This is a genomic window from Micromonospora xinjiangensis (assembly GCF_056150165.1).
The window spans coordinates 342,127-354,429 of sequence record NZ_JAXCFO010000001.1 but is presented as its reverse complement, the minus strand read 5'-3'; the positions used below and the strand labels follow the sequence as shown (position 1 = coordinate 354,429).

Here is a 12,303-nt window from a genome sequence, read left to right as displayed (position 1 = left end):
CCCCGGACCGGGGTGAAGTGGACCGGACCGTGGTGAGCTGCCAAACTTGTCGGTTGGAGGTGCAGACGTGAGCACACAGGTTCTCGAGCGTCCCGAGCTGAAGGACGCCGACACCGGTCCCGAGATGTTCCACTACGTCCGGAAGGACAAGATCGCGGAGAGTGCCGTGATGGGCACCTTCGTCGTCGCGCTGTGCGGGGAGACCTTCCCGGTGACCAAGGCGGCGAAGCCCGGCTCGCCGGTCTGCCCGAAGTGCAAGGAGATCTACGACTCCTGGGGCGACTGACCCCGGCACCCGCTCCGTGCCGCGCGCGTAACCTTCGGCGGTGACCACCTCCACCGCCCTGCTCATCGCCGACCTCGTCGGCGTCGCGGTCTTCGCCGCCTCCGGCGCCTCGGCCGCGGTGGCCAAGCGGCTGGACCTCTTCGGGGTCGTCTTCGTCGGCTTCGTGGCCGCCCTGGGCGGCGGGATCTTCCGCGACCTCGTCATCGACGAGGTGCCGCCGCTGGCCTTCGCCGACTGGCGGTACGCGGCGGCGGCCGCGGTCACCGCCGCCGCCGTCTTCTGGTTGCACCCCCAACTGGCCCGGCTGCGCACCACCGTCCTGGTGCTCGACGCGGCCGGGCTCGCGCTCTTCACGGTGACCGGCACGCTGAAGGCCCTCGACGCGCGGGTCCCGCCGGTCGGGGCGTGCCTGATCGGCATGCTCACCGGCATCGGTGGCGGGCTGGGCCGGGACCTGCTCACCGGCGAGATTCCGGTGGTGCTGCGTCGCGAGATCTACGCGCTGGCCGCGCTGGCGGGGGCGGTCCTCGTGGCCGTGCTCCACGGCCTGGGGCAGGCCGGGCCGGCGCCGCTGAGCGCCGCGGCGGTCCTGGTGTTCGTCGTACGGCTCGTGGCGCTGCGGCGGCGCTGGACGGCGCCGGTGGCGGCGCTGCGGCCGCCGCGTACCCCCGACCGGGGGTCGGGCCCGCAGTGGTGACGGGCGGCACGCCGCGACAGATGTGACCAGCGTGGCGTCGCCTGGGAGGGCGGGCGCCGGCTGGTTATGCTGAGTCGGCCTTCGCGGCATCTTCTGCGCGGAGGCGTTTTCATGGGCGGTGCGGACCGGTGGCCACGCGCCGAGGTCCGCTCTTGTGCGGTCGGAGAGGAGCCTCGGGTGGCAGCCCCGTTGCCGGCGATCGACACGTTTCCGGCACTACGCGCCTGGCAGCGCAAGGCGCTGGTGGAGTATCTGCGTCGACGCGCCGAGGACTTCACCGCCGTCGCGACGCCCGGGGCCGGCAAGACGACCTTCGCCCTGCGGATCGCCGCCGAGCTGCTCGCCGACGGCACCGTGGAGGCGGTCACCGTGGTCGCCCCGACGGAGCACCTGAAGACGCAGTGGGCGCAGGCCGCCGCCCGGGTGGGCATCCAGCTGGACGCCGCCTTCCGCAACGCCGACGTGCACTCGTCGGCCGACTTCCACGGCGCGGTGGTCACGTACGCCCAGGTCGGCATGGCCCCGCAGGTGCACCGGCGTCGCACCATGACCCGGCGCACCCTGGTCATCCTCGACGAGATCCACCACGCCGGTGACTCCCGCACCTGGGGCGACGGCGTGAAGGCCGCCTTCGAGCCCGCGGTGCGCCGCCTGATGCTCACCGGCACGCCGTTCCGCTCCGACGACAACCCCATCCCGTTCGTGACCTACGAGCGCGGCGACGACGGGCTGCTGCGCTCGCGCGCCGACTCGGTCTACGGCTACGCCGACGCGCTGCGCGACAACGTCGTCCGGCCGGTGCTGTTCCTCGCGTACTCGGGAGAGACCCGCTGGCGGACCAACGCCGGGGACGAGCTCGCGGCGCGGCTCGGGGAGCCGATGACGCAGGACCTGATCGCCCAGGCCTGGCGGACCGCCCTGGACCCGGCGGGCGACTGGATGCCGCAGGTGCTGCGCGCCGCCGACGCCCGGCTCAGCGTGCTGCGCAACGCCGGTATGCCGGACGCCGGTGGGTTGGTGATCGCCAGCGACCAGCAGGCCGCCCGCTCGTACGCCAAGCTCCTCGAGCAGGTGACCGGCGAGAAGGCCGCGGTGGTGCTCTCCGACGACGTCGGCGCCTCCGCGCGGATCGCGACGTTCGCGGCGTCCGAGCAGCGGTGGCTGGTGGCGGTGCGGATGGTCTCGGAAGGGGTGGACATCCCGCGCCTCGCCGTCGGTGTCTACGCCACCAGCGCCAGCACGCCGCTCTACTTCGCGCAGGCCATCGGCCGCTTCGTCCGGGCCCGCCGGCCGGGGGAGACCGCGTCGGTCTTCCTGCCCAGCGTGCCGCACCTGCTCGGGCTGGCCAGCGAGATGGAGGCCGCCCGCGACCACGTGCTGGGCAAGCCGAAGGATCGCGAGGGCTTCGACGACGACCTGTTGGAGCGGGCGCAGCGCGACGAGCAGGCCAGCGGCGAGCTGGAGAAGAGGTTCGCCGCGCTCTCCGCCACCGCCGAGCTGGACCAGGTGATCTTCGATGGCGCGTCCTTCGGCACCGCGGCCCAGGCCGGCACGCCCGAGGAGGAGGAGTACCTGGGCCTGCCCGGCCTCCTCACCGCCGACCAGGTCGCCACCCTGTTGTCGAAGCGGCAGGCCGAGCAGCTCGCCGCGCAGCGCCGCAGAGCGGCCGCGCGGGCCGCTGAGCCGGCCGCTGAGGCCCCCGCCGCGCCTGCCGCACCACTGAGTGCCGCCCAGCGCCGGGTGGCGCTCCGTCGCCAGCTCAACGCGCTCGTGGCCGCCCGGCACCACCGCACCGGCCAACCGCACGGCAAGATCCATGCCGAGCTGCGCCGGCTCTGCGGTGGCCCGCCGAGCGCCCAGGCGACGATCGAGCAGCTCGAAGAGCGGATCGCCACCGTCCAAACCCTCTGACCCCGCCCCCGGAAGCCCCGGTGATCAAGAGGGTTGCGTCGGGAATCGGGCGCGGCGCCACGCAACGCTCCTGGGCACCGCGGGAGGGGCGGACGGCGCCGTTCGGGAGGGATACAGAAAGGCCGGCCGGAGGCGCCCTTTCTGGGGCCTCCGGCCGGCTCTATGTCGGGTTGCGGGTGTCAGTTCGCCATCAGGTCAGCGCCACGCCAGCTGAAGTCGGGGTCCGTCGCGTACCGAACGGTGATCTTCACGAGATCCTCGGCGTACTTGTTCGCGTGGTGCCCACAGAACACCAGCTCGCCCCCACCGGCCAACGTGATGCGGAGCTTGCCAGCAGCATTGCAGCGGTCGCACCGTTCATCGGCGGCCGGGGGGCTCACCGTCTCGGGCGGCGGCGTGAGGGTCGGGGTCATCGCCTTCCTCCTCTGGTCGTCACCGATGAACAATCTCTTCGGTCGTTGCTCACCTATCGTGCAACATCCTTGTCGCGCCTGGCCTTCCCTGTGTGCCCGCGGGCGACCGAGGTCACACATGGCAGGGACAGTGTGCCGTGCACCAAGGGTGCCACGTCAACGATCACAATCGTGCAACCGGCGGGTCACCATCCGGCGTTGCACGCCAGGTGATCAAAAAGACACGCTCGGTTGACGACCCGGGCTCAGTCCAGGTAGTCCCGGAGAACCTGCGACCGCGACGGGTGGCGCAGCTTGGACATGGTCTTCGACTCGATCTGCCGGATCCGCTCCCGGGTCACCCCGTAGACCTGGCCGATCTCGTCCAGCGTGCGCGGCTGGCCGTCCGTGAGGCCGAAGCGCAGGCGTACCACGCCCGCCTCGCGCTCGGAGAGCGTCTGCAGCACCTGCTGGAGCTGGTCCTGCAGCAGGCTGAACGAGACCGCGTCGACGGCGACCACGGCCTCCGAGTCCTCGATGAAGTCACCGAGCTGGCTGTCACCCTCGTCGCCGATGGTCTGGTCCAGCGAGATGGGCTCCCGGGCGTACTGCTGGATCTCCAGCACCTTCTCCGGTGTGATGTCCATCTCCTTGGCCAGCTCCTCCGGGGTGGGCTCGCGGCCCAGGTCCTGGAGCAGCTCGCGCTGGATCCGGCCCAGCTTGTTGATCACCTCGACCATGTGCACCGGGATGCGGATGGTGCGGGCCTGGTCGGCCATGGCGCGGGTGATGGCCTGGCGGATCCACCAGGTGGCGTAGGTGGAGAACTTGTAGCCCTTGGTGTAGTCGAACTTCTCGACCGCGCGGATCAGGCCGAGGTTGCCCTCCTGGATCAGGTCGAGGAAGGCCATGCCACGCCCCGTGTAGCGCTTGGCGAGCGAGACGACCAGCCGCAGGTTGGCCTCGAGCAGGTGGTTCTTGGCCCGCTCGCCGTCCCGGGAGATCCACATCAGGTCGCGCTGCATCTCGCGGGTGAGCTTCTCCTCGCCCTCCTCGGCGGCGCGCAGCCGCTCCGCGGCGTAGAGCCCGGCCTCGATCCGCTTGGCGAGCTCGACCTCCTGCTCGGCGTTGAGCAGCGGGACCTTGCCGATCTGCTTGAGGTAGGCCCGGACCGAGTCGGCGGAGGCCGTGAGCTCGGCGTCACGCCGAGCCTGCTTGAGCGCCTCCGACTCCTCGTCGTCCCACTCGAAGTCGTTGTCGCTGGCGGAGTTGGCGGCGTCGGCCTCGGCGGCCTGGGTGAGCTCGGCCGGCTCCTCGACCACCACGTCCTCGATCTCGGCGGCGAGCTCCTCCGGATCGATGTCGCCCTCGGCGCCCTCGTCCCCCTTGGCCTTCGCGGGGGCGGCCTTCGTCTTGCCGCCGGCCGCGGCGACGGTCGCCTTGGTGGCCCGGGTGGACTTGGCGGCCTTGGCCGGCGCCGCGGCCTTGGCCACCTCGGCGGTGGTGCCGGCGCTCTTGCGCGCGGTCGCCTTCCGCGGGGCGGGCGCCGGAGCCTCGTCGGCGGCGGGCGCCTGCTTCGGCGCCGGGGCGGCGGCCTTCTTGGTGGTCTTGGCGGTGGTGGCCCGGGACGCCGGGGTCGCGGACCTGGCGGCGGCGACCCGGCGGCGGGTGCTGGCCGACCCGTCCACGACCACGGTCACTCCCGCCTCGGAGAGCGCCCGCAGGATCTTCTTGGCCTGGGCCGGCGTCACCTCGGCGGACTCGACGGTGCGCGCGAGCTGGGCCGACGTCAGCTGGCCGCCGGCGCTCTGCGCGTGGGCGATCAGGGTGTCGGTGAGCGAGCGAACGTCGGCGCCGGTCTGGCGGGGTTCTGTCACGAATGACCTTCCGGAGGCGAAGAGCGAGCACGGCCGGGTCGACCGGCGCAGCAGGGGCCACCGCGCCGGGCGATGTGATTGAGGAACCCCCGTGTCCCGGGCCGGCCGGTCGTCGGCCGTCCGTGGCGCGTGGGCAGGGGTGAATTGTAGCGCCGTCTGCGGCGATCATCCTGCGCCGCACGGCGGATCGGCTCTCGGGGACCGCCGATTCGGCGCAGATGTGGACTTTGTAAGGATGATAACCGCGCACGAACCGGAACGCCCCGGTCGTGCGGGAAGGGGACCAGGGATGGAAGGCACCGGGCCGTCGCCGCGGGAGCTGCTGGAGATCGCGGTCGAGGTGGCCCGGGACGCCGCGGCGACCGCGTACCGGATGCGGGCCGAGGGCGTCTCGGTGGCCGCCACCAAGAGCACGGTGACCGACGTGGTGACGGCCGCCGACCGGGCCGTCGAACGACAGGTCCTCGACGCGCTGCGCCGGCTCCGGCCCGGCGACGCGGTGCTGGGCGAGGAGTACGGGGCGGGCGAGAGCGGAACCGGCGGGGGCGTGCGGTGGATCGTCGACCCGATCGACGGCACCGTCAACTACCTCTACGGGCTGCCGTACTGCGCGGTGTCGCTCGCCGCCGAGGTCGACGGCGAGGTGGTCGCCGGGGTGGTGCGCAACGTCACCACGGGCGAGGAGTGGACCGCCACCGCGGGCGGCGGCGCGTGGCGCGAGGGCGAGCGGCTGCGGTGCTCGACCGAGACCGACCTGGGGCAGGCGCTCGTCGCCACCGGCTTCGGCTACGACCCGAAGCGCCGGGCGCACCAGGCCCGGGTGGTGGCCGAGCTGATCCCGCACGTCCGCGACATCCGTCGCTTCGGTGCCGCGGCGCTGGACCTCTGCCTCGCCGCCGAGGGGCGGGTCGACGCCTACTACGAGAAGGGACTCGCCGCGTGGGACCAGGCGGCCGGGGCGTTGATCGCCACCGAGTCGGGGCTACGGGTGGCCGGGCTGGGCGGCCGGCCGGCCGGGCCGGACCTGGTGCTCGCCGCGCCACCGGCGCTCTTCGGCCCGCTGCACGACCGGCTCGCCGACCTGGACGCCTCCGGCGGGCCGTGACCGCCGCCGGGCGTCGCCCGCCGCGCGCCCGGCCGGCTCAGGCCGCGTAGGCCGTCGTCGGATCTCCGACACCGCCCGGCGGGGCGCCGCCGCTGTGACGGGGCGGCTCAGTCCTCGGAGGCGGGGCAGCTGCCGGGCGGCGCGACCGGCGAGCCGAGGTCGCCGAGGGACTGGTTCACCTCGGTCGTGGTGGCCAGCTGCTGGAAGTTCTCACCCAGCACCACGTCCACGGTGTCGTCGGTGCGCTTCGGGTCGTACTGCTGATCGGCGTTGTCGAGGAAGTAGGCGCGGAGCAGATGCGCGGAGCCGACGCCCTTCGGGCCGAACCGCAGCACGGCCACCTCGTCGACGCCCTTCGGCGCGTTGCCCACCTTCTGCACCTGGAACTTGCGGTTGCGGAAGTCGTCCGCGACGTTCGTGGCCCGGCCGGACTCCTCGGTCGCGTTCAGGACGTTGATCTTCACGTCCTTGGCCTCCCGGAGCGTCACGTCGGCGATCGGCCAGCCGTCCGGGCAGCCCTTGGCGGTGGCGGCGTCGCCCTGGGAGTCGCGGACCACCGCGATCCCGACGAAGATCACGGCGAGGACCGCCAGCAGACCGACGACAACGAGTGCCCGCACTCGCGCAAAACTCATCTGGGCGCTCCCCGGACTCCAGGTGGGTGGCGGCGGCCGCCGGCGGGCCTGCCGCCCGCCCGGCCGTCGGATACGCCGCTGAGGTTAACGGTTGTCCGGCCGTCGCGTGGAAACAGCCGGACATGCCGGCGCGCCACCTCCGAACCAGGTACTACTACCCCTATCTTCGTGTCGCCTGAGTCACATTGGGAACAACTTCCCGTGCGGGGGCGTACATCTCTGCCACGAGGGCGGTATACATGCCTCGCCCGAAGGGGGGGTAAGGTACCGCGCTCGCCGGGGGAGTTTCTCTGGCGGCTTTGACCGGCGGATTGTCGGGTCGGGTGACCGACACAACGGGTGGCCGGCCAGCGGAACCGGAACAGCGTCGTTCGGCGTTACAACCGTACGACCACATCGAAATGGGAGAGTGAAACCGATGGCCACCGACTACGACGCCCCGCGTCGCGACGAGGTCGACCTCGGCGAGGACAGCCTGGAAGAGCTCAAGGCCCGGCGCGTCGACTCACAGTCGGGCGCCGTGGACGTCGACGAGGCCGAGGTGGCCGAGAGCTTCGAGCTGCCCGGAGCCGACCTGGCCGACGAGGAGCTCACGGTCAAGGTACTGCCGATGCAGCAGGACGAGTTCCGCTGCGCCCGCTGCTTCCTGGTGCACCACCGCAGCCAGCTCGCGGTCGAGCGCAACGGCGAGCTCATCTGCCGTGAGTGCGTCTGACCTCGATCCACACCAGCGGCGGCTCCTGAACGGGGCCGCCGCTGTCGGCGTCCCCGTGCACCACTGCTGGAGAACTGCTTGACTCGGAGCGGGTAACCGAACCAGCGACCCGGAGGTCGAGGGCGATGAGCGAGCGAGGCGACGCTCCCGGGCGCGACCCGGAGGAACTGGGCGCCACCGTGGCGGCGTTGACCGCCGACGACATCGCGCCGGCCCGGCGCCGGCAACTGCTCACCCGGCTGGTCGGCCAGGCCCGTGCCCGTGGCCTGGGTGACCTGTTCAAGCCGCGGGCGGCCGTGCGCTGGATGGTCGACACCGTCACCGAGATCGCCCCGCACGTGCCGATCCGGGACCTGGCGACCCTGCGTCGGCACTTCGAGGGCCTGGACGACGAGGCCCTCGCCGACCGGCTGGTCCGCAACGCGGCCCGGGCGACCGCCGGCGTGGGCGCGGCCGGCGGCGGAGTGGCCGCCGTGGAGTGGACTGTCACACCCACCCTGCTCTCGGCACCGGTGCTGCTCGCCGCGGAGACCATCGCGGTGGTGGCGATCGAGCTCAAACTCATCGGCGAGCTGCACGAGATCTACGGCGTGGCGCTGCCCACCGGCCGTGGTCCCCGCGCCGTCGCGCTGGTGCAGTCGTGGGCCAGCCAGCGCGGGGTCAACCCGATGATGCCCGGAGCGGGAATCGGTGCCGTGCTCGGCACCGCGGCCCGCCGTGAGCTGCGCGACACCCTGCTGCGCCGGTTCGGGCGCAACCTCACCACGCTCGGGCCGTTCCTCACCGGGGCGGCCGTCGCCAGCTACCTCAACCGACGGGCCACCCGCGGGCTCGGCGACCAGGTCCGCGACGACCTGCGGCGCAAGCGCCGCGCGCTGCCCGTGCCGCCGCGCTCCCTGCCCGACGCGCCCTGACCCGCACGCGAGCCGCTGCGGCGCCCGCGGTCAGCGCCCGTCGCGGGCGGCGAGGACCGCCTCGGCCAGTTCGACCGGGTGGCGGGTGCTCACCACCCAGAACGGGGTGGGGTCGTCCGGGTCGTCCAGCACCACCTGCACGGCGCCGCCGATCCACGGGCGCTGCACCACGAACGCCAACGGGTCCGCGCCCACCCCCAGCACCTCGCGCCGGCCCGCGGCGTCGAGCGGCACCACGTCGGCCACGTACCGCACGGGGAGGTGGGCGTCGTCGACCAGCAGCTCACCGTCCCGGACGGCGACGCGGATGCGGCCCAGCCACCAGAGCCCCACCACGGTCAGCGGCAGCAGCACCGCGAACGGCAGCCAGGCGCGCACGCCGGGCGCGCCCATCCAGATCTCGGCGGCGAGCAGGCCGGCGGCGGCCAGCCCGGCCAGCCAGAGCCACCACGGCAGGGCGAGCCGCTCGGAATGCTCCGCGCGGCCCGGCCGGGGCGGCGCGGTCGAGGACGAGGACGGCGACAGGCTCACAGTCCGAGGGTACGGCGGACGCCGGCCCGGGTACCCGGCAGGATGGCAGGGTCACCGCCGTACCGGACGGAAGAGGGGAACCGTGACCGACGTCGTACCCGTGCCCGTACGGCAGCTCGACCCCGAGCTGCCGCTGCCCGCGTACGCCCATCCGGGCGACGCCGGGGCGGACCTGGTGGCCGCCGCGGACGTGGAGCTGCCGCCCGGCGGCCGTGCCCTGGTCCCGACCGGGGTGGCGATCGCCCTCCCGGAGGGGTATGTGGGCCTCGTCCACCCCCGGTCGGGGCTCGCGGCCAGGCTCGGTGTGACGGTGCTCAACGCGCCCGGTACGGTCGACGCCGGCTACCGGGGGGAGATCCTCGTGAACCTGATCAACCATGACCGGGCGACTCCGGCGAAGATCTCCCGAGGCGACCGGATCGCCCAGCTCGTTGTGCAGCGGGTGGCGCGGGCGCAGTTCGAGCCGGTGGCCGAGCTGCCCCCGTCCCGACGCGGGACGGGCGGGCACGGCTCCACCGGCGGTCACGCCGGTCTGGTGCCGCGGCCGGCGGACCCGACCGGGGACGGCCGGCGCAGCGAAGAGGTGACAGGGTGAGCGCGGAAAGCGGAGGGCGGACGAAGTGATCTTCTCCCGGAAGCGGGCCGAGGCCGGGCGGCACGCCCGTGACGAGCGGACCACCGAGGTCCTCGACGAGCACCAGATCGAGCAGGCCACTCCGGTCCCCGCCCGTGGCCCGTACGACATCTCCGAGGCGCCCTCCGGCGTGACGCGGCTCGACCTCGGCAGCCTGCACATCCCGGCGGTGGCCGAGGTGGAGGTGCGGGTGCAGGCCGACCAGCAGGGCGTCGTCCAGCAGGTGGTGCTGGTGCACGGCCAGAACGCGTTGCAGCTCGGCGTCTTCGCCGCACCCCGGTCCGAGGGGATCTGGGACGAGGTGCGCGAGGAGATCCGCCAGTCGCTGATCAACGACGGCGCGGCGACCGAGGAGGTCGAGGGGGAGTACGGCACCGAGCTGCGGGCGCGGGTACGCACCCCGGACGGCGTGACCGACCTGCGGTTCGTGGGTGTCGACGGCCCGCGGTGGATGGTGCGGGGCGTCTACCAGGGCGCTGCCGCCACGGACCCGGGAGCGGCCGGGCCGCTGGCCCTCTGCATGGAGGGTCTGGTGGTCGACCGGGGCCAGGAGGCCAAGCCGGTGCGCGAGCCGCTGCCGCTGCGGTTGCCGCGGGAGGCCACCGACGGCGAGGCCGCCGGCCCCGACGGTGGGCGCCCGGCGGAGCAGCCGCGGCAGGTCTGACCCGGCGGGTCACCGGTCCGCCGGCGCCGGCCGGATCGGCGTACGCTGGCGGGACGGTCCGGGCGACACCGGGCACGGGCCCAGTGCCGGCGCGGCCGGTCAGCGAGGAGAGGGTGACGCGGAGGTCATGACGACCGACGAGAGCCGAGGGTCGCTGCGGAGCATCCTGCGACGGTTCACCGCGAGCGAGGCCGAGATCGAGGCGCAGGAGCTGCAGCGGGAGAGCGCCGAGTGCGGCGGCGTGCCGGCCCGGCAGTGCTCGCGGGGTCAGGTGGTCTCGGTCAGCGGGCGGCTCCGCACGGTGGTCTACACGCCGCGGACCAACCTGCCCACGCTGGAGGCCGACCTCTACGACGGCAGCGACGTGGTGACGCTGGTCTGGCTGGGCCGCCGGCACATCGCCGGCATCGAGCCGGGCCGGCACCTGACCGCCCGGGGGCGGGTCGCCGTACGGGACGACCGAAAGGTCATCTACAACCCGTACTACGAACTGGACAACCCGAAGTGACCGCGCGGGAGCCGATGACCACCGGACAGCAGCGGGCCGCGCAGCCGGAGACCACCCCGGAGGACGAGGAGCGCCTGCCCACCATCGCCGAGCAGATGGCCGATCAGCTCGGTGGGTGGCGGGGGCTCGTGGAGTCCAGCATCCCGGTGGTGGTCTTCGTGGTGGCCAACATCATCGGCGAGCTGCGCCCCGCCGTCGTCGCCTCGGTGGCCGTGGCGTTGCTGATCGCCGTGCTGCGCCTGGCGCAGCGCCGCCCCATCCGGCACGCGATCAACGGGCTCTTCGGCATCGCCATCGGCGCGGCCATCGCCTGGCGTACCGGCGACGAGCGCGACTTCTACCTCCCCGGCATCCTCTACGGGGTCGGCTACGGGCTGGTCCTGCTGCTCTCGGCGGCCATCCGCCAGCCGCTGGTGGGGTGGATCTGGTCGGTGCTGGTCGCCAAGGGGCGGTCCGAGTGGCGCGACGACCCGCGGCTGGTGCGGACGTTCACCGGGCTCACCGTGCTCTGGGGCGTGGTCTGGCTGGCCAAGGTCGGCGTGCAGGCCGGGCTCTACCTCGCCCACCAGGACACGGCGCTCGGCGTGGCCCGGCTCGCGCTGGGCTACCCGCCGTACGCGCTGCTGCTGCTGATCACCGTCTGGACGGTGCGACGGGTGACCCGGGAGCCGCAACCGGAGCCGCTGCCCCGAGGCTGACCGGCCGCCCGCCCGGGAAACGGCGGACGGCTGGCCGCGCGGGTCAGCTCGACTCGCGGGTGCGCTCCACGCTGTCGGGGCCGAGGATCACCGCGCGGACGTCGTCCTCCACCTCGGCGGTGCACACGAAGATCAGTTCGTCGCCGGCCTCGATCGGGTCGTCCGGGCTCGGCACCAGCACCCGCTTGCCGCGCAGGACGGCCACGAGCGCGGCGTCACGGGGCAGCGGCACCGCGTGGAGGGGCTGCCCGACGTAGGGCGCGGTCGGCGGCAGGGTGATCTCGACAAGGTTCGCCTCGCCCTGGCGGAAGGTCATGAGCCGGACCAGGTCGCCGACCGTCACCGCCTCCTCGACGAGCGCGGCCATCACCCGGGGCTTGCTCACCGCCACGTCGACGCCCCACTGCTCGGTGAAGAGCCACTCGTTCTCGGCCCGGTTGACCCGGGCCACCACCCGGGGCACCGCGAACTCGGTCTTGGCCAGCAGGGACACCACCAGGTTGACCTTGTCGTCCCCGGTGGCGGCCACCACCACGTCGCAGCGCGCGATATCGGCCTCCTCCAGGCTGGTCAGCTCGCACGCGTCGGCCAGCACCCAGTCGGCGGCGGGCACCCGGTCCGGCCGGAGCATCTTGGGCTGCCGCTCGATCAGCATCACCTGGTGGCCGTTGTCGATCAGCTCCTGGGCGATCGAGCGCCCCACGTTGCCGGCGCCGGCGATGGCGACCCGCATGGC

Annotated in this window: 15 protein-coding genes; 10 read left to right on the top strand and 5 right to left on the bottom strand. The window is 73.3% G+C overall.

Annotated features, from left to right (window positions below):
• Positions 1–67: 67 nt before the first annotated feature.
• The 3 genes from SM573_RS01630 (at position 68) to SM573_RS01620 (ending at position 2,894) form a co-directional block, all read left to right on the top strand.
• Positions 68–286 carry a DUF3039 domain-containing protein gene (locus SM573_RS01630; RefSeq protein ID WP_091590693.1) on the top strand — a complete coding sequence of 73 codons (219 nt, stop codon included), beginning with the start codon at positions 68–70 and terminating at the stop codon, positions 284–286.
• Positions 287–326: 40 nt separating this feature from the next.
• Positions 327–983: a trimeric intracellular cation channel family protein gene (locus SM573_RS01625; protein ID WP_474612354.1), complete on the top strand. Its 657-nt coding sequence runs from the start codon at positions 327–329 to the stop codon at positions 981–983.
• A 177-nt stretch (positions 984–1,160) separates the two neighbouring features.
• Positions 1,161–2,894, top strand: coding sequence for a DEAD/DEAH box helicase (locus SM573_RS01620; protein WP_474615258.1), 1,734 nt, complete (start codon positions 1,161–1,163; stop codon positions 2,892–2,894).
• A 179-nt stretch (positions 2,895–3,073) separates the two neighbouring features.
• Here the strand turns inward: SM573_RS01620 and SM573_RS01615 are convergent, their stop codons facing one another.
• Positions 3,074–3,307, bottom strand: coding sequence for a DUF7455 domain-containing protein (locus SM573_RS01615; protein WP_474612352.1), 234 nt, complete (start codon positions 3,305–3,307; stop codon positions 3,074–3,076).
• A 245-nt stretch (positions 3,308–3,552) separates the two neighbouring features.
• On the bottom strand, positions 3,553–5,163 hold the full coding sequence (locus SM573_RS01610) for an RNA polymerase sigma factor (RefSeq protein ID WP_474612351.1): 1,611 nt from the start codon (positions 5,161–5,163) through the stop codon (positions 3,553–3,555).
• Positions 5,164–5,452: 289 nt separating this feature from the next.
• Between SM573_RS01610 and SM573_RS01605 the strand changes: the two genes are divergently transcribed.
• Positions 5,453–6,268 carry an inositol monophosphatase family protein gene (locus SM573_RS01605; RefSeq protein WP_474612350.1) on the top strand — a complete coding sequence of 272 codons (816 nt, stop codon included), beginning with the start codon at positions 5,453–5,455 and terminating at the stop codon, positions 6,266–6,268.
• A 107-nt stretch (positions 6,269–6,375) separates the two neighbouring features.
• On the opposite strand, the gene SM573_RS01600 is transcribed toward SM573_RS01605, so the two are convergent.
• Complete coding sequence (locus tag SM573_RS01600) at positions 6,376–6,888, bottom strand: LytR C-terminal domain-containing protein (RefSeq protein WP_474612483.1); 513 nt, start codon at positions 6,886–6,888, stop codon at positions 6,376–6,378.
• A 433-nt stretch (positions 6,889–7,321) separates the two neighbouring features.
• Between SM573_RS01600 and SM573_RS01595 the strand changes: the two genes are divergently transcribed.
• Positions 7,322–7,618: a DUF4193 domain-containing protein gene (locus SM573_RS01595; protein WP_007075406.1), complete on the top strand. Its 297-nt coding sequence runs from the start codon at positions 7,322–7,324 to the stop codon at positions 7,616–7,618.
• Positions 7,619–7,743: 125 nt separating this feature from the next.
• Entirely contained in the window at positions 7,744–8,532 is a 789-nt protein-coding gene (locus SM573_RS01590) for a hypothetical protein (RefSeq protein WP_474615257.1), read from the top strand.
• 30 nt (positions 8,533–8,562) lie between these two features.
• Here the strand turns inward: SM573_RS01590 and SM573_RS01585 are convergent, their stop codons facing one another.
• Positions 8,563–9,057, bottom strand: a complete 495-nt coding sequence (locus SM573_RS01585) for a DUF3093 domain-containing protein (protein ID WP_474615714.1) — start codon at positions 9,055–9,057, stop codon at positions 8,563–8,565.
• 88 nt (positions 9,058–9,145) lie between these two features.
• Between SM573_RS01585 and dut the strand changes: the two genes are divergently transcribed.
• The 4 genes from dut to SM573_RS01565 all read left to right on the top strand — a co-directional run bounded on the left by dut (position 9,146) and on the right by SM573_RS01565 (position 11,567).
• Entirely contained in the window at positions 9,146–9,658 is a 513-nt protein-coding gene (gene dut, locus SM573_RS01580) for a dUTP diphosphatase (protein WP_474612348.1), read from the top strand.
• Positions 9,659–9,683: 25 nt separating this feature from the next.
• Positions 9,684–10,361, top strand: a complete 678-nt coding sequence (locus SM573_RS01575) for a DUF3710 domain-containing protein (RefSeq protein WP_474612347.1) — start codon at positions 9,684–9,686, stop codon at positions 10,359–10,361.
• 127 nt (positions 10,362–10,488) lie between these two features.
• A complete protein-coding gene (locus tag SM573_RS01570; protein ID WP_474612346.1) occupies positions 10,489–10,869 on the top strand; it encodes an OB-fold nucleic acid binding domain-containing protein in 381 nt (126 codons plus the stop codon).
• A gap of 14 nt (positions 10,870–10,883) precedes the next feature.
• Entirely contained in the window at positions 10,884–11,567 is a 684-nt protein-coding gene (locus SM573_RS01565; RefSeq protein ID WP_474615256.1) for a DUF3159 domain-containing protein, read from the top strand.
• A 43-nt stretch (positions 11,568–11,610) separates the two neighbouring features.
• Here SM573_RS01565 and SM573_RS01560 read toward each other — a convergent pair whose 3' ends face one another.
• Positions 11,611–12,300, bottom strand: a complete 690-nt coding sequence (locus SM573_RS01560; protein ID WP_474615255.1) for a potassium channel family protein — start codon at positions 12,298–12,300, stop codon at positions 11,611–11,613.
• Positions 12,301–12,303: the final 3 nt, after the last annotated feature.